Below are 18,875 nucleotides of genomic sequence, written 5' to 3'. Positions count from 1 at the left end.
CCGGCGCGCCCCTCAAAAGCTGGCGCATCTCTGCGAAGGTCGCTCCGACACCATGTTCTTCCCGCTCTCGAAGCTGATCTTCTTCGTCATCACGCCGTCGAACGCGATGATCCTCGCGGGCGTCGCGGGGGCGCTTCTCGTGCTCGGGCGCTGGCGCCGGGCCGGGGGTGGGCTGGTCCTCGCGGCAGCCTTGGGACTCTTCGCGGGCGGTCTCGCCCCCCTCGCCGTCTGGGTCGCCCTTCCCCTCGAGGAACGGTTTCCCCGGTTCGAGGATGACGGCACGCCCGTCGCCGGCATCGTCGTCCTCGGCGGCGCCATCGAGACGCGCCTGTCGGCGGCACGCGACCAGCTCGTCGTGAACGATGCCGGCGAGCGCCACATCGCGATGGCCGACCTCGCCCGCCGCTACCCGCAGGCCCGCCTCGTCTTCACGGGCGGCAGCGGCAGCCTGAAGGACGGCCACGTCTCGGAGGCCGAGATCGTCGGACGCACCGCCGACACCCTCGGCCTCCCGCGCACCCGCCTCATCCTGGAGGACCGCTCGCGCAACACCCACGAGAACGCGGCCTTCACGGCCGACCTGGTCAAGCCGAAGCCGGGCGAGCGCTGGCTCCTCGTGACGTCGGCGTGGCACATGCCCCGCGCCGTCGGCTGCTTCCGCGCCGCGGGCTTCACCGTGAGCCCTTACCCCGTCGATTACCGCACTGCCGGCCGGCGCGATGCGTTCCGCGTCCAAGGCTTCGCGTCGGAGGGGCTCCAGGTCCTCGATCTGGTGGTCAAGGAGTGGATCGGCCTCGTCGCCTATCGACTGGTAGGCTATACCGACACGTGGTTGCCGGCGCCTCAGACGTCGTCGGTCTCCATGTCTTCATCGGAGACACCGGAGGGCAGCGCCAGCCGGTAGATGCCACGGAAATCGTCGACATCCTCCACGGGCTTGCCCTTGCGTAGGATCGCGATCTGACCGGCCTTGGTCATGCGCACGGCGATGCGACGTACGGGCTGCATCATCGGGCTCCACACCTCGGGCTGGGACCCGCCGATGTCGCGGGCGACTTCCGAGGGACACACCGTCTTGCCGGGGCCGCGCGCCTCCAGCAGACGCAGGATGGTTTCAGCGATGAGATCCTCGCTCGGACCCTTCCGGGCCGCCGCCGTGGCCGGCGGCGCGGCCTTGGGTGGCGCAGGGGTCTTCGCCTCTGGCTTCTCGGCGGGCTTCTTGCCCTTCGGCGCCTTGGCGGCGGCGGCTCGGGCAATGGCGGTCTTGCGGGGGGGCTTCTTCGGATTCGTCATGGTTCGAACCCCTGCCCTGTCCCGTCGTCCTGCGCCAGGAGGGCGGCGCGGATTTTCGAACTGAACTGACGACGCCACATCACGCAGACCACCGCCGTCGTGGTGACGAACAGCAGGAGCGGGCTGACGAACCAGCCGAGATAGGCAAGGGCGAAGAAGAACGCCCGCTGCCCCCGGGCGAAGTGGGAGCCGGCCGCGATGTTCATGGCGGAGGCGCGCCGCGCCGCCACCGTCATCTCCGCCAGACTCGCGCTCGATCCCTTGGGCGGCACCGCACCGAGCAGGATCGCCCCATAATTGAACAGCCGGTAGGCCCAGGAGAACTTGAAGAACGCGTAGATGAAGACCACCGCCAGACCAGCGACCTTGATCTCCCAGGTGGTGCGCGTGGCGACGGCTCCGAACGGGAGCGCGCCGAATAGGGTAAGCACGTCGTCGCTCGAGCGCGAAAGGGTGAGGACGCCGCCGAGCGCGATGAGGGAGGTCGACGCGAAGAACGCGGTGCCGTTTTGCAGGGAGGCGTTGATGGTGGTGTCGACCACCCGGTTGTCGCGGTGGATGAGCTGCTGAGCCCAGATTTCGCGCTGCCGGTTCATGATCTGGCTCAGGCTCGTGCGCCGGCCCCGCATCCGTTGGACCGCCATGCCGTAGCCGGCCCAGGCCGCCACGAAGAAGCACAGGGCGGCGAAATCGAGGAAGGAGAAGTCCGCCGTGACCATCCGTGTGCGCCATGATGCCGGGCCGATCGCGACCGACCCGGCGCTAACGCGGAAGGCGCGTGGCTGTCCAGAGCCGCCACCGATCCGGCATTTGGGAGTGCTTACAAAACGCCCGATCCCCGCCGCTTCTCATTCCGGGTGCGGCGGCGCGGCGGGAGATTTATGAGCACTCTCAGTCCCGCAGGATCTGAAAACCCGCCGCCGCCGGCGTCGTGGCTTCGCGCTCGGTGACCTCGGTGACCCGCGCGCCCGGCGGCCCCTCCCGGCAGGCGGCCAGCATGGCGGCGACCGCCTCGTGCGTCCCCGAGAAGGTCGCCGCCACGGTCCCGTCGGGCCTGTTGCGGACGTGGCCCGACAGGCCGAGACGTTCGGCTTGCGCCTTGGTCCAGAAGCGGTAGCCGACGCCCTGAACGCGGCCGTGGATGATCGCCTCGACGGTACGGTCCCGGCTCAATCCAGACTGTCCTTCAACGGAGGCGGGCGACGCTCACCCCCGGAGAAGCCGACACGCGGCTCGGTTCGCCCTGCGTCTTCGGACGGTAGGTGAGATACCACGCCACCGAAATGAACAGAACGCCACCGACGAAGTTGCCCAGCGTCACGGGAATCTGGTTCCAGGCCCACCACTGCTCGAACGACACGTGGGCGCCGAGCATCATGCCGGCGGGAATGACGAACATGTTCACCACGGCGTGCTCGAACCCCTGCGCGAAGAACAGGAGCACCGGCAGCCAGGCGCCGAGGATCTTGCCGAAGGTCGAGGTGGACATCATCGCCATGGTGACGCCGAGGCAGACCATCCAGTTGCACAGCATCGCCTTGACGAAGACCGTGAGCATGCCGGCCGAGCCGAGGGCCTCGTAGGCGACGGTCTTGGCCGTCGCGAGATCGACGATCTTCTGGGCGACTCCGGCCGGCGGAGTGTGCCAGGCGTTCGATAGGGCGATGACGAGAAGCAGCGCATAGAGCACGCTGCCGAGGAGATTGCCGACGAAGCTCCAGGCGAAGTTGCGCATCATCGGCGCGAAGCCGAGTCGACCGTCGAAGAACGACAGGCCGAGGATGCCGAAATTGCCCGTGCACAATTCGAGGCCGAGGCAGACGATCATCACGAAGCCGACGGGGAACACGAGGGCGCCGACGAACGGGACCCCGGTCTGCACGGCCCCGGTGATGGCGAGACTCGTGGCGATGCCGAGGATCGCCCCCGCCATCATGCCGCGTACGAGCACATCCGTGATCGAGAGTTGAGCACGTTGCACACCGGAGTCGCTCATGGCCGCCGCCATCTCGGCCGGTTTCACGTAGTCCATGGGGATCAGCTCTCGAATCGTGTTCTGGTGACGATCGGGGAGCAAGGGTAGGGCCAGCTCGTGACGTGGAAGGCGCCGAACGAGGTTTCGCGGCGCTGCGCTGCGTCCCGTGCATGACTTCGAGGCGCGGGTTCAGGCCGCGCGGCCCCGGAGCCAGCCGCGTAGTTCGGCGATGTAGGGCGGGGGAAGCTGCGCGGCGTCCGCCGCCGCCAGGACCGATTCGAGGTAGCCGGGCCGTGGCGTCCCCTGGGCGCTGTTGCCACCGAGGTAGATCAGGGCGCGCTTGGCACCACCCCGCAGGGTGATGGGCTGATAAGCTTTGCTGTAGAGGCCGCCCGCAACGCCCTCGTAGCGGTCGAGGGCTGGCACGTCGGCCAGGGCGAGATCCCACACCACGCCCCAGACGGTGGCGCGGGGATCGCGCACCACCGAGGCGTAGCCCTCGCGCATGACGATGAAGCGGTGGCGGTTGAGCCGCCCCTGCCCAATCAGGCGCGAGCCCGGACAGCGCGCCGCCATGGCGGCCGCGTCCATGTTGGCCCCGTAAGCGAAGTAGAGCGGCACGGGCCGCCCGACCTCAGGCGAATTCGAGGATCACCGCATCGACGGCGAGGCTGTCGCCCTCCTTCGCCGCGATCTTCGAGACGGTGGCGTCCCGCTCGGCGCGGAGCACGTTTTCCATCTTCATCGCCTCGACGATGGCGAGCGCTTCCCCGTTCTTCACCTCCTGGCCTTCCTTCACCAGGATCGCCTTGACGAGGCCCGGCATCGGGCAGAGCACCTGCTTGCCCGCACCGGCATCGACCTTCACGGGCATCAGGGCGGCGAGTTCGGCCTCGCGCCGGGTGTAGACGCGGGCCTCCGCCGCCGCGCCGGCATGCTGCAGGGCGACGCCATTGAGAAGGCCGCGCACCTGCATCGCCACGCGCTTACCGCCGATCTCGCCCTGCCACACCGGCTCGCCGGGGCGCCAGTCACTCTGCACCGGCCAGGTCTGGCCGTCGGCGGCCGTGACCACGAGGGTTCCGCCCACCGCATCGACGGTGACGGGATAGGCTTCGCCCGCCAGGATCACCACGCGGTCGCGCTCGAAGTGGAGCAGGGCCGGGTCGCGCATCTGGCCGGAGATGCCGCGCTTGCGCTGGTTGAGCTTGTGGTCGATGGCCGCCGCCGCCGCCGCCATGATCTGCGCGATCTCGCCCTTGGGCTCGGGCGCGGAGAAGCCCTCCGGGAATTCCTCGGCGATGAAGCCCGTGGAGAGGTTGCCCGAGCGCCAGCGCGGATGCGCCATCAGGGCCGACAGGAACGGGATATTGTGGCGGATGCCGTCGATGGCGAAGGCATCCAGCGCCTCGCCCTGCGATTCGATGGCTTGCGCCCGGGTCGGCGCCCAGGTGACGAGCTTGGCGATCATCGGATCGTAGTGGATCGCGATCTCGCCGCCCTCCTCCACGCCGGTGTCGTTGCGGACGATGGCCCCGCCGAACTTACCCTCGGCCGGCGGCCGGTAGGTGGTAAGGCGGCCGATGGAGGGCAGGAAGTTGCGGGTGGGGTCCTCGGCATAGACGCGGCTCTCGACGGCCCAGCCATCGAGCTTCACCTCCGCCTGGGTCAGCGGCAGCCGCTCACCGTAGGCCGAGCGGATCATGAGCTCGACGAGGTCGAGGCCGGTGATCATCTCGGTAACGGGGTGCTCGACCTGCAGGCGGGTGTTCATCTCGAGGAAGTAGAACGACTTGTCCTGGCCGGCCACGAACTCGACGGTGCCGGCGGAATCGTAGTTCACGGCCCTCGCCAGGGCGACGGCCTGCTCGCCCATCTTGGCGCGGGTGTCCTCGTCCAGGAGCGGCGACGGAGCCTCCTCGATGACCTTCTGGTTGCGGCGCTGGATCGAGCACTCGCGCTCGCCGAGGTAGATCACGTTGCCGTGCTTGTCGCCGATCACCTGGATCTCGATGTGGCGCGGATCGGTGATGAACTTCTCCACGAACACCCGGTCGTCGCCGAAGGACGAGGCGGCCTCGGACTTGGCGCGGGCGAAGCCCTCGGCGACCTCGTCGGAGGAATACGCGATGCGCATGCCCTTGCCGCCGCCGCCGGCCGACGCCTTGATCATCACCGGATAGCCGATCTCGTCCGCGATGGTAACGGCGTGCTCGGGGCTCTCGATCACACCGAGGAAGCCGGGCACCGTCGAGACCTTGGCGGCCGACGCCGCCTTCTTCGACTCGATCTTGTCGCCCATGGCGGCGATGGCATGCGGATTGGGACCGATAAACACGATGCCGGCGGCTTCCAGCGCCCGCGGGAACGCCTCGCGCTCGGAGAGGAAGCCGTAGCCGGGATGCACGGCCTGGGCGCCCGTCTGCTTGCAGGCGTCGATGATCTTGTCGATGAGCAGGTAGGACTGCGCCGCCGGGGCCGGACCGATATGCACGGCCTCGTCCGCCATGGCGACGTGGACGGCGTCGCGGTCGGCATCCGAGTAAACCGCCACGGTCTTGATGCCCATGCGGCGGGCGGTCTTGATGATGCGACAGGCGATCTCGCCTCGGTTCGCGATCAGGATCTTCTCGAACATCGGTCCGGCACTCTGGTCGGTCAGGAAAGGTCGGAGGCGCACGGGACGCCCAAGCTCGTTCCCGTTAAAGCAGTTCTCCGGCTTCGCAAAGCTGACCGCCCCCGTGTGACGGGGTTTCTTCCAAGTCCCGGCGCGATCCGGGACCGATCCGGCCCAGGGCGACGCTCGGAGCCGGTCGCGGGTGTTCAGGCCGCCTTGCGGAACGACACCGGGGCGGTCTCGGCGGCGGGGCGCCGGTTGGCGAACAGCGCGAAGGCGATGAGCGCTTCGTTGCAGGACTGGGCCTCGCGCACCACGGCCTGTGCGATCTGACCGGCGAGGAGCGTCGGACCGATGCCGTTGCGCAGGGAGGCGGCGAGCCAGTGGGCCGTGCCGGCATCGATGGTGCCCGTGGGGCGTTCGCCCCAGACGGTGAAATCGACGATGGCGGCGCTCAGGAACGTGCCGAAGGCAGGATCGATCTCCCGCACGGCCCGGTCCAGGGCGATGAGCATGTCGGCCTCGTCCCGGCTGGTCAGGCCGTCGGGTAGAACCTGCCGGGAGAGAGTCCGCACGTCCTCGACGGTGATACGGCCGGCGGCGACAATACGGTTGCAGAAAACCTGAAGCGAATGGTTGATCATGTCTTGATGCCTCCCCGGCTTCATCTGCGCCGGTCTGTGTCCGTGTCTATGGTTGGACTATGCGAGACGGGAGGCTTCAAGCGGTTAACGGCCAAATCTGAATCGATGTTCAGGTTAAAGCCGGATCACGAATGAGACTTATCGAAAGATGTCCAAGCCCGCCGGCTGTGCGAGCTGGGGCGGGTGCTCGATTCGGTCTCCAGTCGGCGTTCGATGGTGTGAAGGACGGCTATTCAGGTGTGCAGTTCTGCGTGACTGCGCCATGATAGCGAAGGAAGTAGGAGCCCCGCGCCGGGAGGCCGTTAGACGGTTCGAGGTTGGTCCCTCCACCGTCGTGCGGTGGCGCGAAGACTTCGTCCGGGAAGGATGCATATGGGCCAAGCCGACGGGCGGCGATCAGCGCTGGCACGCTATCGAGGCTCAGGTCGACCCGATCCAGCAGTTGTCCGCGGCCAAACCCGAACGGTTTCCACACACGTTGCGCGCCCGACTGGCCGAACGTAATAAGCTTGTCGCGGCGAGCAGCTTGGCCTCATTCTTCAAGCGCCACGCCTGCCCCTGTACGATCACCGGCCACCCCTGCACGGGCCGGGCGACGCCTCGTCCGGATTGCCGGATGTCACGAGGTTCCAGCCCGCACGTCCCTTCGAGATGTGGGCGAGGGAGGCGAACCGGCGGACGACGTGATAGGGCTCGTTGCAGGTGGTCGATGCGGTTGCGATCAGGCCGATGCGCTCGGTCAGTACGGCGAGCGCTGGCCGGAGCGTCAGGGGATCGAACGAGGTGACGGTGGCCGAGCGGCGCAGGGCGAAAGTGGCGAGGCGCTCGAAGTGGAAGTTCGCGTCCGGCCAGCCGCCGGAATGGCGCCACCACGCCGTGTGGATGCCGACCGGGCGCATGAAGGCGACCAGATGCAGGCGTCGGTCGCGGCTCATGGATGGCCCTCTCAGGGGTGCTTGTGGATGGGATCGACCCAGTAGACGGTCTCGGGACGCTCGGCCGCCGCGACGTCGGGCAGATTGACCACCACCGCCTCGTTGTCGGAGCGCACCAGCACGCAATGCAGCGGCTCGTCCGTCGAGGCGTTGATCTCCTGGTGCGGCACGTAAGGGGGCACGAAGATAAAATCGCCGGGTCCCGCTTCCGCCACGTATTCGAGCCGCTCGCCCCAGCGCATTCGGGCACGGCCGGAGACGACGTAGATTACGCTTTCCAGGGCGCCGTGATGGTGCACGCCGGTCTTGGCGTCGGGCTCGATCGCCACCGTGCCGGCCCAGATCCTCTGCGCGCCGACGCGGGCGGCGTTGACCGCCGCTTGCCGGAACATGCCGGGCGTCTGGGCGGTGTTCGGATCGAGCCGGTCGCCGGGGATCACCCGCACGCCATCGTGCTTCCAGCGTTCGCTCCCCGCGTCGTATCCGTGCGAAGAGTCATGATCGTGCGAAGGGTCATGATCATGGCCCCCGTGAGGGTGGGTGTGGCCGTCGCCGATATCATGCATCTCGCGTTCTCCCGCCGCATCATCGCACGGCCGCCGTCGCTTCAGAAAACGAGGGATCGAGGATCGCCTCCGCCTGGGGAGCTCGCGCCCGGGGGATCAGCCCGGCGCGGACGTAAAGATCGATGATACGCTGCTCGTCGGCGATCACCGCATCGTCGATGGGAACGGTGCGGTATTGCGCCCGCCCGAACCAGCGCAGGGGCACGGCTTCCGGTAGGCCGATCAGCTTCGACCAGACCTTGGCGTAGGGCGCCGGATCCGTCAGAGCCCAGGCCCGCGCCCGGGCGAGGCGGGCCGCGTAATCGGTCAGGAGCGCCCGCTTCGTCCCGAGCGCCGCCTCGCTCGCCACCGCGTAGCTCAGGCCCGGCGTGATGCCGTTGCCGTCGCGTACCACGCGGACGAGGCCGGCGAGTTCGGCCGTTGAGGTGTAGGGCTCCCAGGTCGCCCAGGCATCGACCGCCTCGGAGGCGAGGGCGAGCTTGGCGTCGGCGGGCGGCAGGAACCGGAATTGCACGCTGTCGGCCGGCAGCCCCGCCTCCTCCAGGGCGGCGAGCACGACCTGATGGCCGATGGAGCCGCGGTTGGTGGCGATGCGCTTGCCTTTCAGGTCCGCCACGGCGCCGACCGGCGAGTCCGACCGGACCAGGATCGCGAGGCCGTCCTGCCGGTTGCGGAAGGCGAGGAAGGCCTTCACGGGCACCCCGGCCGCCGCCGCGAAGGTGAAGGGCGCGTCGCCCACCCCGCCCGCATCGATGGCGCCGGCGTTGAGCGCCTCCAGCAGCGGCGCAGCGGCTGGAAACTCGCTCCATTCGAGCCGGTAGGGCAGCCCGTCGAGGACGCCGGCGGCCTCCATCAGGGCCCGCGCGTTGCCGCGCTGATCCCCGACGCGCAGCACCTCTTCGGCGCGGGCCGGCGCGAGGGCAAGGAACGCCAGAAGCCCCGTGAGGGCGAGAACGAGGCTGCGCATCAGGCGGCCTCCACGGTGGTGCGGCGGCGGGCGAGCAGATCCTTGAAGGCGGGCAGCAGTGTCCGCCCGTACTGCAGCGCGTCTTCCAGGGGATCGAAGCCGCGGATCAGGACGGTGCGCACCCCGAGGTCGTGGTAGTCGAGGAGCGCCTCGGCCACCTGCTCGGGTGTGCCGACGAGGGCCGTGGAATTGCCCGCGGCGCCGGTCTCGGCGGCGATCGCCGTGTAGAGGCGCTTGTCGAGACGGGGGCCCGAAGCCGCCGCCGCGAGCAATCGCCGCGAGCCCTCGTTTTGGGGCGGCGACGCCGATCCGAGCCCCCTCGCCGCGCGCAGGGCCCGGGTCCGCGCGAGGATGTCCTCCGCCCGTGCCCAGGCCCGCGCCTCGGTCTCGGCAAGGATCGGCCGCACCGAGAGGCTGAAACGGGGCGCCCGCCCGTGGCGCGCGGCCTCGGCGCGCACGCGCGCGATGAGTTCGCGCACCTGCTCCTGAGTCTCGCCCCAGAGGGCATAGGTATCGGCATGGCGCCCTGCCACCGCGAGGGCGGCGGCCGAAGCGCCTCCGAAATAAACCGGGATCTGCCCGGCCGGCTTCACCTCAGAGAATCCGCCCTCGACCCTGTAGTGGGCGCCGGCGTAGTCGAACGGTTCCTGCGAGGTTCAGGAGAGGCGCACGATGTCGAGGAACTCGCCGGTGCGGGCGTAGCGCGCGTCCTTGGTGAGGTGGTCTCCATCCTTGGCGAGGTCGCGATCTTCGCCGCCGCTGATCGCGTGGATCGCGACGCGCCCGCCCGTGATCTGGTCGAGGGTCGCGAACTGCCGCGCGGCGACGGTGGGCGCGACGAAGCCGGTGCGGTGGGCGATCATAAGGCCGATCCGCTCCGTCACGGCCGCGACCTGCGCGGCGATCAGCAGGGGATCGGGCGCTGTGGAATAAGCGGCGACGAGGACGCGGTCGAAGCCGCCCCACTCGTGGGCCTGGGCCAGCAGCCTGAGGTAGTCCCGGTCGATGACCGGCCCCTCCGGCCCGCGCGTCTCCGAGACCTCTCGGGGCGCGACGAAACCGATGAATTCGGTCGGCTCGGGGGGCAGCAAGCTCATGACACGCTCGTGAGTCGATGGATCGGAGACCGAGGGCGGCGCGGCCCGCAGGGATTGAGCGCTCCTGCGCCCGTGGAGAAGATTTTACGGCCCATGACCCGCCAGCCATCGCCGTCTCGCCGTGCGCACGTGGCGGGCAGCCCGCCACGTGCGGGCGTGCCGAATTCCGGTTCGACCCGCAGGGCGTTGATGAGGGCGAACCGCGCCTCCGCGTCCCAGCCCACCGCATCCGGGACGGTACGCGGCCAGGGCGCTCCGTCCCGGTGGATCAGCTCGTGCTGAAGCAGCGTTATCGCGTGGACGAGGCCCGTTGCCGGATCGCCCCGACCGACCGTGACGACGACGGCCGTGGCACGCGCGAGCGTCAAGCCGCCACCGAGCCGGCGCGGCATCGTCAGGGCCACGAGCCCGGTCTCGCGCAGGGCCGCGATATTCTCATGCGCGAGCCGGCCGCTGCGATCGTGCTCGGCGGCACGGGCGGTGCAACGCTCGGCGAGCGCGGCAGGGTTGGGCGGCGGAACGGCGAAGGTCATCTGAAATCGAGGGCTGCTGCCGCGAAGGTCGCGAGCAAGAGCCTCAGGGTCGGACTGGACCATTGGATCGTCAACGGAGCAGAATTCCAAAGATTCCAGGAACGAAAGGATATCTTTTACGATCTAAGGGGCTTTGTCAGAAAGAATATAATACACACGGCCGACGGTGCGTGATTAGTCCCTCCCTCGTCTCCGACGTCTTTCCGTCGAAGACGATGATGCCACGGGGGGCGATGGCAGGGGCTGATCCGGGGGGCGTCGATCCCCGCCAGCTCTCGGGCGGCATGGCCCGGCCCGCCGCCCTCGCCCGGGCACTCGTTAACGAACCGCGCCTCCTCTTCCTCGACGCCCCCCTGAGCAAGCTCGACGCGGTGACCCGGCTCGCGATGCAGGCCGAGACCTGTGGCTCTGGCAGGAGGCGCTGGTCATGGCCGAATGGGCGAACCTGTTGTCCGACCGGCCGACCGCGATCCGCGCCGACATGACGGTCGGGCTGTCCTATCTGCGCGACTGCAACGATCCCGAACTCGTACACCTGCGCCTCGAGATCCTCGGCATCCTCGGCCCGCCTGCACCAAAGGTCGTCATCTGCCCAACGGAACCCGGTATCTCCAACGCCGCTCGCTTATCCTGCCATCGTTACGTGACTCGAGGGGGAACATCTGCGGCAGCGCTTGTTACCCCCATGGGCGGGCGCTTGTGGGTATGCAGGAGGTTGCGAAGACCAGGGTCTTGGTTAAAGCACGTCGGGAAAACATTTCTTACTTACCGCCTCTCCCGGGGAATGTTCGTTCTTACAGGTATGATCATAGGGATAGTCCTTCCAAATAAATGCGCTCGACCATAATTTCTTCGGCGAAGACTTGAGTTTCAAACAATAATATCTGATTCCAGCAGCATGCTGCCAAAGATGCTCAGCCGGCTCAGGCTTGGGCGGACCCAGCTCAAGCCGGGATTGCACGATCATGTCGCAAACAGATGCGGGCTGGGGTGCCGGTCCGAGTGATCGCTACGAGGACCTCGCCGCGCGCTTCCGCCCGGTCTTCGCCGAAATCCGCGCCACCGCCGTGGCACGGGACGGTACGCGTCGCCTGCCGCATGCCGAGATCGGCTGGCTCAAGGAGGCGGGCTTCACCACCCTGCGCCTGGCCGAGGCGGCGGGCGGGCACGGGGCGAGCCTGCCCGAACTGTTCAACCTGCTGATCGAGCTGTCGCAGGGGGATTCCAACGTCACCAACGCGCTGCGTGCCCATTTCGGCTTCACCGAGGACGTGCTGTGCTCGGGCTGCCCCGAATGGCGGGCGCGCTGGACCGAGCGGATCGCCGCCGGCCAGACCATCGGCAGCGGTGTCTCCGAAACCGGCGAGGCCAAGGTCGGCCAATTCGACACCATCCTCCGCCGGCGCGGGGCCGCGCGGGTCGTCGACGGCAAAAAGTTCTACACCACCGGCTCGCTGTTCGCCGATTGGATCCACCTCTCGGCCCAGGACGAGGACGGTGCGCCCGTGGTCGCAGCGGTCTCGACCCGGGCGCCGGGCGTCGTCATCGACGACGACTGGGACGGGTTCGGGCAAGCGCTGACCGCGAGCGGCACCGCGCATTTCACCGGGGTCGTGGTCGAGCCCGAGTGGATCAAGCCGGACCCGGTGCGCTTCCCCTACGCCATGGCGTTCTTCCAGCTCGTGCATCTCGCCACGCTGGCTGGCATCGGCCGGGCGGCGGCCGAGGATGTTGCCCGGCTGGTGGCCGAGCGCAGGCGCGTCTACAGCCACGGCAATGCCGGGCGCACCGGCGACGACCCGCAGATCCAGGCGGTGGTCGGCCGTGTCCGGGGCAACGCATATGCGGCGGGTGCCATCGTGCTGAAGGCGGCCGAGGCGCTGCAGCGGGTGTTCGAGGCCCGCCGCGCCGGGGTCGACGCGACGGGCCCGGCGCGGCTCGCCGACGTGGAGGTCAACCAGGCGGTCACGGTGGTGACGAACCTCGTGCTCGAGGCCACCACCGGCCTGTTCGACGCGCTGGGCGCCTCGGCCGTCAAGGAAGGCCTGGGCCTCGACCGTTACTGGCGCAACGCCCGCACCATCGCCTCCCACAATCCGCGGATCTACCGCGACCGCATCGTCGGCGCCTTCGCGGTCAACGGCACGGCTCCGCCCCGCGAGTACCGCGTCGGCTCGGCCTGACGCGGAAGACGATACCGGCTCGCACTGCGACCCGTCGCTCCGCCCCCGGCCAAATCCCACACCAAGTCTGACGCTAAGTCTCGAGCCAGGAACCCAGCCCATGACGATCCGCCTGCGGCGCCGCCTCGCGTCCCCGTCCCGCCGCGCCCTCCTCGCCCTCGCCTGCGCGGTCCTCCTGCCGCTGGGCACGGCCCGGCGGAGCGAGGCCGCCGAGGTGACGGAGGTCCGCCTGGACTGGGCGACCTACAACCCGGTGAGCCTCGTCCTCAAGGACAAGGGCTTCCTCGAATCCGCCCTGAAGGCGCGTGGTATCGCCGTGCGGTGGACGCAGTCGCTCGGATCGAACAAGGCGCTGGAATTCCTCAACGGCGGAGCCATCGACTTCGGCTCCTCGGCCGGCGCGGCCGCCCTGCTGGCGCGCATCAACGGCAACCCCGTCAAGGCGATCTACGCCTACTCTCAGCCCGAATGGACGGCTCTCGTAACCGCCAAGGACAGCGGCATCCGAACGCCGGCGGACCTCAAGGGCAAGCGGATCGCGGTGACGCGGGGCACCGATCCGCACATCTTCCTCATCCGCGCCCTGCAGGGCGCCGGGCTCACCGAGAAGGACGCCAAGCTCGTCCTGCTCCAGCACGCCGACGGTCGCACCGCCCTGGAGCGCGGCGACGTCGATGCCTGGGCCGGCCTCGACCCGATGATGGCGGCCTCCGAGATCGAGGGCGGCACCCGTCTGTTCTTCCGGGACCCGGCCGCCAACACCTGGGGCGTCCTCGACGTGCGCGAGGATTTCGCCAAGGCGCATCCGGACCTCGTCCGCACGGTGATCGCCGCCTACGAGCAGGCGCGCACCTACGCGATCGCCAACCCGGAGGCCGTGACGCGCGCCCTCGTCGCCGCGACGAAGCTGCCGGAACCCGTGATCGCACGCCAGCTCGCCCGAACCGACCTGACCCGGCCCGAAATCGGTCGCGCCCAGGCCGACAGCATCCGGGCGGCGGGCCTCGCCCTGCAGCAGGCCGGGGTGATCCCGGCGGACACCGATGTGGCCGCGGCCGTCGACGGGCTAATCGACCCCCGCTTCGCCGCCGGGTCCGAACGGTGAGCGTCGGTACCGCCCCGCCGCTCCTCGTCTCCGAGGCGCGGAGCCGCAGGGCCCCCCGTTCGGCGCCCTGGCGCCGGGCTGGCTGGCGTGCGGGTGGGCGCCTCGTCCTCGGTGTCCTGATTCCCGTCGCCCTCGCCCTGGGCTGGGAGCTCGCGATCCGGTCCGGCCTCGCCCAGGGGCGGCTGCTACCGCCGCCGAGCCGGGTCCTCGGCACGCTCCTGGCGCTGGCGCAATCCGGTGATCTCGGGCTGCATGTCCAGGCGACGCTCCTGCGCGTCGCCCTCGGCTTCGCATCCGGTGCGACAGCCGGCATCCTCGTCGGGGCTCTGACCGGCACGCTGCCCCTCGGCCGCCACCTCCTTGATCCCAGCCTGCAGGCCCTGCGGGCGGTGCCGTCCCTCGCCTGGGTGCCGCTCTTCATCCTGTGGCTCGGCATCCTCGAAACGCCGAAGGTGGTGCTGATCGCCGTCGGGGTGTTCTTCCCGGTCTATATCGGAGTCTCGGGCGCCATCGCATCGGTGGATCGCAAGCTCGTGGAAGTCGGGCGCATCTTCCGCCTGTCGCGCCCGGCGCTCGCCGGCCGGATCCTCCTGCCGGCTGTCTTGCCTGGCACCGTCGTAGCGCTCCGCACCGGCCTCGGCCTCGGCTTCCTGTTCGTCGTCGCGGCCGAACTCATGGGCGCCTCGGAGGGGCTTGGCTACCTCCTCGTGGACGGTCAGCAATTCGGGAAGCCGGACCAGATCCTGGCGGCCATCCTGGCGTTTGCCGGTCTGGGCAAGCTCGCCGACGGTCTCCTCGTTCTGGCGACCCGCCCGCTGCTGCGCTGGCAGGATGTCAGCCGCGGCGTCCTTTAGAGTGTCTTTCTGGACCGACCACATGCTGACGATCCAGGACCTTTCGAAGACCTACGCGGACGGGACGCAGGCGCTCGCCGGCCTGACCCTGTCCCTCGCGCCGGGCGAGATCGTCGCCGTGGTCGGCGGCTCGGGCTGTGGCAAGACCACCCTCCTGCGCCTCGTCGCCGGCCTCGATACCGTGACGACGGGCTTGATCCGGCTCGATGGCGCGACCATCGACGGCCCGCATTCCGGCCTCGGCCTGGTCTTCCAGGAGCCGCGCCTGCTGCCCTGGCTCAGCATCGCCGAGAATGTCGGCTTTGGCCTCGCGCATCGGCCGGCGGCCGAGCGCCGAACCCGCGTCGCACGGGCCCTCGACCGCGTCGGCCTCACCGACCATGCGCGGCGCTGGCCGCGCGAACTCTCCGGCGGCCAGCAGCAGCGCGTCGCCATCGCCCGGGCCTTCGTGGCCGACCCCCAGGTTCTCCTCCTCGACGAGCCGTTCTCCGCCCTCGACGCCGTCACCCGCGAGGACCTGCATCGCCACCTCCTCACCCTCTGGGCCGAGACGCGGCCGACCATCGTCCTCGTCACCCACGACGTCGCCGAGGCCGCCGCCCTCGCGGACCGTGTCGTCGTCATGCGTCCCCATCCGGGCTGCATCCACGCGACGATCGCCATCGACGCGCCCCGGTCCGGGGATGCCGCGGGCCAGCTCCGGACGACGGGCGCCCTTCGTGCGCTGCTGGACCAATCGCTTGCCACGGTGACGCGGCGGCCTGCGCCGGCCCTCTGAGACCGACGCGCGGGCGGGCAAACCTCGCGGTGAGTCGGATGGGTCCGAGGGCGAAGTCATCCCCCACGCCGAGATATCGCAAGATGAAGGAAGGAATCACCCGTAAGTCGCACAAAATCGAAAAACCATTTCCTTGCGAGAGCTTTGGGTTAATTTGTAAATTACAACACAGGATCGTGATCCCACGGGCTCTTCACCGGCGATCATCGATCAAGTCCACGGACCGTCAGGTGCGCGGCACGAGACGAACCACCCCGCTACATCCATTCGGAGACGATCCATGACCGACGATAGGCCGCGTGGGGCAGCGCCCTCGCGCCGGACGATTCTGCGCGCCGGTCTCGGCGCCGCCGCGCTGGCGCCCCTCGGGATGAGGACGGCCCGGGCGGTGGAGCGGACCGTTCGCCTGAGCTACCAGCGCTCCTCGACCCTGCTCACGGTTCTGAAGGCGAAGGGCACCCTGGACGAGCGCCTGAAGCCCCTGGGTTTCGCGCCCTCCTGGCACCTGTTCACCAGCGTGATCGAGCCCATGAATGCCGGGGCCGTCGATCTCCACGCTGATGTCGCCGACGCGGTGCCGATCTTCACCCAAGCCGCCGATGCGCCCCTCACCTTCTATGCCCGCGAAGTCGGCGCCCCCTCGGCCGAGGCGATCATTGTGCCCGAGGGCTCGCCGATCCGCACCGTCGCCGACCTCAAGGGCCGTACGGTCGGCGTCTCGCGCGGGTCGGGTTGCCACTTCATTCTAGCCGCTGCCCTGAAGAAGGCGGGCCTTGGCTTCTCCGACATCAAGCCGGCCTATCTCCAGGCGCCGGAGGGTCTCGCCACCTTTGGCCAGGGCAGCCTCGATGCCTGGGTAATCTGGGATCCGTTCCTCGCCATCGCCCAGGCGAAGCGGCCGGTGCGGGTGCTGGCCGATGCCACGGGCCTGTCGAGCTACCACCGCTACTACCTCGTCAACGACCGCTTCGTGGCCGAGAACCCGCGCGTGGTCGGGGTCGTCTACGACGCGCTCCGCGAAGCGGGCCGCTGGGTCAAGGCGGAGCCCGATGCGGCGGTGGCGCTCCTCGCGCCGATCTGGGGCGACCTCGCCCCCGAGGTCGTCGCCACGGTGAACCGGCGCCGGACCTACGACGTCACCCCGGTGGTGCGGACCGAGCTCGGCGAGCAGCAGGCCATCGCCGACACCTTCCGCGAGGCGAAGCTGATTCCGCGCGATATCGACGCGACGGCGGTCCGGATCTGGCAACCGCCGGCCGAGCGGGGCTGAAGCGCATGACCCACCCGCTCCGCTTCGGAATCTGGGCCGCTGTCCACGGCTCGCGTGCCGCCCACCACGATCCGGACGAGCCGGACGACGCCAGTTGGGACCGTAACCGTGCCCTCGTGCTGGAGGCCGAAGCCCTCGGCTTCGATGCCGTGCTCGTCGCCCAGCACACGGCCAATCCCTACGACGATGAACGCGACCAACTCGAGGCCTGGACGGCTTGCGCCGCGCTCGCCGCCCTGACCCGGCGCATCGAGATCATCGCGGCGATCAAACCCGGGCTCTACCACCCCGTGGTGCTGGCCAAGATGGCCCTGCAGATCGAGCACATCGCGCGCGGACGCTTCGCCCTCAATCTCGTGAATGCCTGGAACCGGGCCGAATTCGAGCGGGCCGGTTTGCCGTTCCCCGCCCATGACGATCGCTACGCCTACGGCGCCGAGTGGATCGGCCTCGTCGACCGGCTGATGCGGGGCGAGCGCGTCACCCAGACCGGGCCGCATTTCCAGGTGACGGATTACCAGCTGCGCCCGGCCGGCAGCTTCCGGCCACGCCCGACGATCTATCTCGGCGGCGAATCCGAGCCGGCCCGCGCCCTCGCGGCGGAGCAGGCCGACGTCTGGTTCATCAACGGCCAGCCCCTCGACGACGTCGCGGCTCTGATCGCCGACGTCGCCGGACGGCCAGCCGCCAACGCGCCCCTGCGCTACGGCCTTTCGGCTTTCGTCATCGCCCGCGAGACCGATGCGGCGGCGAAAGACGAGCACGCGCGCCTGCTGGCCCTGGCCGACCGCGACGCGGGGTTGCGGGCCGACACCCGGGCGCGCACCGACGCGGCAAGCGTGATGTTCGCCAAGACCGACGCGGCGGCTTCCCGGCATGTCGGGACCAACGGCGGCACCGCCGCCGGCCTCGTGGGCAGCTACGACACCGTGGCGGCCCGTATCCGTGCCTTCCACGCCGCCGGAATCGAGCTGTTCATGCTGCAGTTCCAGCCGTTCGAGGCCGAGATGCGGCGCTTCGCCGAGCAGGTCCTGCCCCGGGTGCGCTGACGCTCAGGCGCGGGCGGCGAACCGATGGTGGGCCATCATACCCACCAGCATGGCGGCGACGAAGACCGCCACGGGCAGCGCGCCCGTCGACAGCGCCGCCACGGCTGGCCCGGGGCAGAGGCCCGACAGGCCCCAGCCGATCCCGAACAGGGCCGCGCCGCCGATCAGCGGCCGGTCGATCCGGCGGTTCGTCGGCAGGTCGAAGGCGGGCGCGAAGGCTGGGCGCGGCAGGCGCCGGGCCAGGGCGTAGCCGAGGCCGGCGACGCTCACAGCCCCGCCGAGGACGAAGGCGAGGGTCGGGTCCCATGCCTCTCGCCCGTCGAAGGCGCCGGTCACGTCGAGAAAGCCCTGGACCCGGGCCGGGTCGAGCATGCCCGAGAGCGACAGGCCGAGCCCGAAGGTCAGCCCAGCGGCAAGGGCGGCAAGGAGGCGAAGCGCGGTGGTCATACCAGCGCCCGCAGCAGGGCGACGGTGAGCATGCCGGACCCTAGGAAGGTCAGGACTGCCGCCAGCGAGCGCGGCGAGAGCCGGGCGAGGCCGGCAACGCCGTGGCCGCTGGTGCAGCCCGAGCCGAGGCGGGTGCCGAACCCGACGAGGAGGCCGGCAACCACGAGTATCGGCAGCCCGGCGACGAATCGCATCGTCGGCCAAGCGCCGGTGATGAGGGCGAAGACCGCCGGGCCGGCGATCAGGCCGGCGACGAAGGCGGTATCGACCCACCGGCGGAGGCCGCGATCCCGGCCGAGGCCGGCCACGAGCCCACTGATCCCGGCGATGCGCCCATTGAGGAGCATCAGGAGCGCCACTGACAGGCCGATCAGCGCGCCGCCTGCGAGGCCGGACGCATAAGTGTTCATGGGAATCGATCCTGCTCCATCACGGCGTGGCGCCCCCTAAGCGCGCCATCTCTCCCCGGGCCATGTTCCAGCGCCGCACCGTGAGATGTTCGAACGCCGCGATCGCGAGCGTCAGGCGAGGCCCTGCGAGAACCTGGTGCGACCGAACACGT

At 69.5% G+C, this 18,875-nt stretch carries 19 protein-coding genes and 3 pseudogenes; 8 read left to right on the top strand and 14 right to left on the bottom strand.

The window, feature by feature from the left end:
• Positions 1 to 52: 52 nt before the first annotated feature.
• Positions 53 to 904, top strand: coding sequence for a YdcF family protein (locus tag MFF01_RS10600; protein ID WP_238224994.1), 852 nt, complete (start codon positions 53 to 55; stop codon positions 902 to 904).
• Here MFF01_RS10600 and MFF01_RS10595 read toward each other — a convergent pair.
• The 12 genes and pseudogenes from MFF01_RS10595 to MFF01_RS10540 form a co-directional block, all read right to left on the bottom strand.
• On the bottom strand, positions 844 to 1,122 hold the full coding sequence (locus MFF01_RS10595; RefSeq protein ID WP_238225040.1) for a DUF3253 domain-containing protein: 279 nt from the start codon (positions 1,120 to 1,122) through the stop codon (positions 844 to 846). The genes MFF01_RS10600 and MFF01_RS10595 overlap by 61 nt on opposite strands.
• A 167-nt stretch (positions 1,123 to 1,289) precedes the next feature.
• Positions 1,290 to 2,012 carry a DUF599 domain-containing protein gene (locus MFF01_RS10590; protein WP_238224992.1) on the bottom strand — a complete coding sequence of 241 codons (723 nt, stop codon included), beginning with the start codon at positions 2,010 to 2,012 and terminating at the stop codon, positions 1,290 to 1,292.
• A gap of 172 nt (positions 2,013 to 2,184) precedes the next feature.
• The gene (locus MFF01_RS10585) at positions 2,185 to 2,466 is read right to left on the bottom strand and encodes an acylphosphatase (protein ID WP_238224990.1); all 282 of its coding nucleotides are present in this window, start codon (positions 2,464 to 2,466) and stop codon (positions 2,185 to 2,187) included.
• A 13-nt stretch (positions 2,467 to 2,479) separates the two neighbouring features.
• Entirely contained in the window at positions 2,480 to 3,325 is an 846-nt protein-coding gene (locus MFF01_RS10580; RefSeq protein WP_238224988.1) for a formate/nitrite transporter family protein, read from the bottom strand.
• Positions 3,326 to 3,457: 132 nt separating this feature from the next.
• Positions 3,458 to 3,889 (bottom strand): gamma-glutamylcyclotransferase, encoded by a 432-nt coding sequence (locus MFF01_RS10575; RefSeq protein ID WP_238224986.1) that lies wholly within the window; start codon positions 3,887 to 3,889, stop codon positions 3,458 to 3,460.
• 13 nt (positions 3,890 to 3,902) lie between these two features.
• Positions 3,903 to 5,906, bottom strand: coding sequence for an acetyl-CoA carboxylase biotin carboxylase subunit (locus tag MFF01_RS10570; RefSeq protein ID WP_238225039.1), 2,004 nt, complete (start codon positions 5,904 to 5,906; stop codon positions 3,903 to 3,905).
• A gap of 185 nt (positions 5,907 to 6,091) precedes the next feature.
• The gene (locus MFF01_RS10565; protein WP_238224985.1) at positions 6,092 to 6,529 is read right to left on the bottom strand and encodes a hypothetical protein; all 438 of its coding nucleotides are present in this window, start codon (positions 6,527 to 6,529) and stop codon (positions 6,092 to 6,094) included.
• Between the two features lie 596 nt (positions 6,530 to 7,125).
• Positions 7,126 to 7,464: pseudogene (locus MFF01_RS10560) on the bottom strand (LLM class flavin-dependent oxidoreductase); the annotation flags it as partial.
• Between the two features lie 11 nt (positions 7,465 to 7,475).
• Entirely contained in the window at positions 7,476 to 8,030 is a 555-nt protein-coding gene (locus MFF01_RS10555) for a cupin domain-containing protein (RefSeq protein WP_238224983.1), read from the bottom strand.
• A gap of 19 nt (positions 8,031 to 8,049) precedes the next feature.
• Positions 8,050 to 8,997, bottom strand: a complete 948-nt coding sequence (locus MFF01_RS10550) for an ABC transporter substrate-binding protein (RefSeq protein WP_238224980.1) — start codon at positions 8,995 to 8,997, stop codon at positions 8,050 to 8,052.
• Positions 8,997 to 10,094 (bottom strand): annotated as a pseudogene (locus tag MFF01_RS10545) (LLM class flavin-dependent oxidoreductase). The gene MFF01_RS10550 and the pseudogene MFF01_RS10545 overlap by 1 nt, the downstream one beginning before the upstream one ends.
• Entirely contained in the window at positions 10,091 to 10,627 is a 537-nt protein-coding gene (locus MFF01_RS10540; protein ID WP_238224978.1) for an acyl-CoA dehydrogenase family protein, read from the bottom strand. Before MFF01_RS10540 ends, MFF01_RS10545 begins: the two are co-directional and overlap by 4 nt.
• 257 nt (positions 10,628 to 10,884) lie before the next feature.
• Here MFF01_RS10540 and MFF01_RS10535 point away from each other — a divergent pair.
• From MFF01_RS10535 to MFF01_RS10505, 7 genes and pseudogenes are all read left to right on the top strand, one after another.
• Positions 10,885 to 11,192: pseudogene (locus tag MFF01_RS10535) on the top strand (ATP-binding cassette domain-containing protein); the annotation flags it as partial.
• Between the two features lie 400 nt (positions 11,193 to 11,592).
• Entirely contained in the window at positions 11,593 to 12,810 is a 1,218-nt protein-coding gene (locus tag MFF01_RS10530; protein WP_238224976.1) for an acyl-CoA dehydrogenase family protein, read from the top strand.
• Between the two features lie 100 nt (positions 12,811 to 12,910).
• Positions 12,911 to 13,915, top strand: a complete 1,005-nt coding sequence (locus tag MFF01_RS10525; protein WP_238224974.1) for an aliphatic sulfonate ABC transporter substrate-binding protein — start codon at positions 12,911 to 12,913, stop codon at positions 13,913 to 13,915.
• Positions 13,912 to 14,769 (top strand): ABC transporter permease, encoded by an 858-nt coding sequence (locus MFF01_RS10520; protein WP_238224971.1) that lies wholly within the window; start codon positions 13,912 to 13,914, stop codon positions 14,767 to 14,769. Before MFF01_RS10525 ends, MFF01_RS10520 begins: the two co-directional genes overlap by 4 nt.
• A 22-nt stretch (positions 14,770 to 14,791) precedes the next feature.
• On the top strand, positions 14,792 to 15,547 hold the full coding sequence (locus MFF01_RS10515; protein WP_238224969.1) for an ABC transporter ATP-binding protein: 756 nt from the start codon (positions 14,792 to 14,794) through the stop codon (positions 15,545 to 15,547).
• Positions 15,548 to 15,827: 280 nt separating this feature from the next.
• A complete protein-coding gene (locus MFF01_RS10510; RefSeq protein WP_238224967.1) occupies positions 15,828 to 16,817 on the top strand; it encodes an ABC transporter substrate-binding protein in 990 nt (329 codons plus the stop codon).
• 5 nt (positions 16,818 to 16,822) lie between these two features.
• The gene (locus tag MFF01_RS10505; protein WP_238224964.1) at positions 16,823 to 17,866 is read left to right on the top strand and encodes an LLM class flavin-dependent oxidoreductase; all 1,044 of its coding nucleotides are present in this window, start codon (positions 16,823 to 16,825) and stop codon (positions 17,864 to 17,866) included.
• Positions 17,867 to 17,869: 3 nt separating this feature from the next.
• On the opposite strand, the gene MFF01_RS10500 is transcribed toward MFF01_RS10505, so the two are convergent.
• Both MFF01_RS10500 and MFF01_RS10495 read right to left on the bottom strand, forming a co-directional pair.
• The gene (locus MFF01_RS10500) at positions 17,870 to 18,313 is read right to left on the bottom strand and encodes a YeeE/YedE family protein (RefSeq protein WP_238224959.1); all 444 of its coding nucleotides are present in this window, start codon (positions 18,311 to 18,313) and stop codon (positions 17,870 to 17,872) included.
• Positions 18,310 to 18,723 (bottom strand): YeeE/YedE family protein, encoded by a 414-nt coding sequence (locus MFF01_RS10495; RefSeq protein ID WP_238224957.1) that lies wholly within the window; start codon positions 18,721 to 18,723, stop codon positions 18,310 to 18,312. The genes MFF01_RS10500 and MFF01_RS10495 overlap by 4 nt, the downstream gene beginning before the upstream one ends.
• Positions 18,724 to 18,875 lie beyond the last annotated feature (152 nt).

The organism is Methylobacterium adhaesivum, from assembly GCF_022179065.1.
GTDB lineage: Bacteria > Pseudomonadota > Alphaproteobacteria > Rhizobiales > Beijerinckiaceae > Methylobacterium > Methylobacterium adhaesivum.
Note: the sequence above shows the minus strand (reverse complement) of the source record. Positions and strands in the feature narration are given on the sequence as shown.